General features: G+C 58.8%; 3 protein-coding genes. 2 read left to right on the top strand and 1 reads right to left on the bottom strand.

Features of this window, described 5'->3' with window-relative positions; translation table 11 throughout:
• Together ABW043_RS12660 and ABW043_RS12655 are read left to right on the top strand one after the other, a co-directional pair.
• On the top strand, positions 1 to 1,132 hold a 1,132-nt coding region (locus ABW043_RS12660; RefSeq protein ID WP_353921568.1), incomplete at its 5' end, for a molybdopterin cofactor-binding domain-containing protein.
• 51 nt (positions 1,133 to 1,183) lie between these two features.
• Entirely contained in the window at positions 1,184 to 1,774 is a 591-nt protein-coding gene (locus tag ABW043_RS12655) for a hypothetical protein (protein ID WP_353921567.1), read from the top strand.
• Positions 1,775 to 1,834: 60 nt separating this feature from the next.
• Here ABW043_RS12655 and ABW043_RS12650 read toward each other — a convergent pair whose 3' ends face one another.
• Positions 1,835 to 2,782 carry an AEC family transporter gene (locus ABW043_RS12650; RefSeq protein ID WP_353921566.1) on the bottom strand — a complete coding sequence of 316 codons (948 nt, stop codon included), beginning with the start codon at positions 2,780 to 2,782 and terminating at the stop codon, positions 1,835 to 1,837.
• Between the last annotated feature and the right edge of the window lie 71 nt (positions 2,783 to 2,853).

Raw genomic sequence — 2,853 nt, 5'->3', positions numbered from 1 at the left:
TCAGCCCCTCGAGCCGCTCAACGGCATCGGTCTTTTGAAAGATGACAAACTGGAATTATGGATTGGTCACCAGAGCCCGCAATTGGTCCAGAATGTTGCCGCGAATGCTATCGGCATAAAACCTGGGCAGGTGATTTTTCACAATCAATGGACCGGAGGCAGCTTCGGGCACCGACTTGAGTACGAGAATGTGCGGGTCCTGGCCGAAATCGCCAGCCAAATGCGCGGAACGCCCGTGAAACTCGTCTTCTCGCGGGAAGAGGATTTCAGGCAAGATATCCCACGGCAGATTGCGATCGCCCGACACAGAGGGAGTGTCGACAAAAACAAGATTATAACTGCCGATCTGAAATTGGCGTCGACAGCTCCATTGAACGGCTTGCTGGAGCGTAGCCTCATACCGTCGAAGGATCCGGACGCGCAATTAGCTGCCGGCCTGTGGAACGTGTACTACGACATCCCGAATTTTCGCGCGACGACCTACGAAGCCAAGGGGCTATCACCTTGTACCACGTGGCGATCGGTAGGAGCCTCCACAGCGGGCTTCTTCACCGAGAGCTTCATCGATGAACTCATACATGAGGCCGGGCTCGATCCGCTCCACGCGCGCATCGAGATGTGCACGGTTCCCACACACCGCAAGGTATTGGAAGCCGTCGCTGAGATGTCGGAATGGAAGGGTCCGCTCGGGAACGGCAAAGGCAGGGGAGTGGCGTTCGTCGAGTCGTTTGGGACGGCCACCGCAGAAGTTGTCGAAGTGTCCTTAACCGATCGCGGCGTCAAAATCGACAACGTTTGGATTGCAGCCGAAGTGGGCAAGGTCGTCGACCCGGTCAACTTCGAAAACCAAGTTCAAGGTGGGGTCGTCTGGGGATTGGGCCACGCTATCAATTGCGAACTCACGTACGCAAAAGGTGCCGTGCAGCAGACCAATTACAATCATCACGAGGCGTTGAGGATCTATCAGTGTCCCGTCATCAAGGTACGAGGCCTCGAGAACGGTCCGAAAGTCAGAGGCATTGGAGAACCGCCCGTTCCGCCAGCCGCACCTGCACTTGCAAATGCCATCTTCGCCGCCACCGGGAAGCGCATCCGTGAGATGCCGTTCAACAAGTTCATCGACTTCGTATGAGGGCCGGCTATGAAAAGAACTTGGGTCGCTATGGTCTTGGCCACCTCAACTATGGCCGCGCTCACGGGATATGTCTTTGCCGAAGGTGAAACGAACAAGGACGCTCTGCCGGCTGGAAGTGTAAGCCGCGCTGACGGCCTTAAAGCGTGGAAGCGCATCGAGGCCGTGGTCACACATCCGCGTTGCGCAAATTGCCATGTTGATGCCAAGGCGATCCCGATATGGACGCCTGCAGGTGAGAGCAAGTCTCGCATCCATGGGATGAATATTCACGGTGGCGAAAGCCGCATTGGAGCGGAGGCTCTAGCCTGCTCGACCTGCCACGTAACCTCTAAGCTGCCCAATGACGCCGCGCCATCGCCCCCGCACGCCGGTATCGACTGGCAGCTCGCGCCAGTGGAGTTCATCTGGATCGGCAAAAGCGGTGCGGAAATTTGTGCTCAGCTCAGGGATCCAAAGCGCAACGGGGGCCGCGACGCCGTTGGGCTGATTGAACACTTGAGGCATGATGAATCGATGAACGGCTTCATCCCTCGGGGCTGGCACCCAGGGGCCGGGCGCTCGACGCCGCCAGGAAGTTTCGAGGAGCACGTGAAAGACGTCGCCATGTGGGGAGCGGCAGGGCAGCCGTGTCCCGACTGATCCACGGTTCAAGCCCGTGATCGCGCACCAATTCTAAAAGTATTATCGGACGTTCGCGTCTCAGTGCGGAAAGAGCACGACAATCGCGATGGCCATCGTCACGATGCTCAAGACGGTACTGGCGATGACCATCGAACCCGCGGCGGCAGAGTCGAGGCGATAGTTCACCGCGAACAAAATTCCGAAGAATCCAGAAGGCACGGCAGCCAGCAGGATGGCGACCTTGGCCGTCTCCGCCGACACCGGCAGGACGAACACGATCGCGGCCGTCAGCAGAGGCCGAACGATGTTGCCCGCAACGGTCGCAGCAACGACTTTCCCGTCAAGTCGAAACGCTTGGGCCGATAAGACCAAGCCCGTCAAAAAGAGCGCCACGCCCGGCGCCGCCTGACCGATCAAAGTGAGGCAGGCATCGGCGACCCGGCCCGTCTTCAACTCGCAAAGCGAAAACAGAATTCCAAGCGTTGGCGCGAGAACAACCGGCTTTGTGAGCGCATGCCCCAACGCCGAAAGTATCCGGCCTTTCGATGCGGCCCCCGTCTCTTTCTTCTGAAGACTCAATTCGACGAGTATCAGCGACAGCGGGCTGATGACGATAGATCCGGCAGCCAATACGATCGCCAGCGGCACCGTTCCGGCGGGCCCGAGGACGTCCGCCAGTATCGGCAGACCCACGCCGGCGAGATTCGGAAAGGCGATCGTTAATGCCTGAAGCGACGCGTCCGCTTTGCTCGTGCCGGAAGCAAGCACTTGAGTATAATACCAGGCAAAGAACACCGCGAGCATGACTGCACTCGAGATCGCGAAGAGCGGTCCCTGTGCGAGCATTTCGTCGCGCGGAGCCGATGCTGTTGCCGCAAATAGCGACGCCGGCAAGGCGAAGTTCATCACAAGCGCATTAAGGCCGTCGACGTGATGGTTCTCGACGAGGTGCAATCGTCCGGCGCCATATCCAAGGGCCATCACGAAGAAAATCGGCGCGAGCGCCAGGAGAATTGTGTGGGCCATGGGCGTGTTGCACTTCCTCGGCTGCTAGGGAACTTGCCGTGGCAAACATGTCCGCAGATGCCGGCGTGCGG

Source organism: Devosia sp., from assembly GCF_040509215.1.
Lineage (GTDB): Bacteria > Pseudomonadota > Alphaproteobacteria > Rhizobiales > Devosiaceae > Devosia.
The sequence above is the reverse complement of the archived record's forward strand: the minus strand, read 5'-3'. Positions and strand labels throughout refer to the sequence as shown.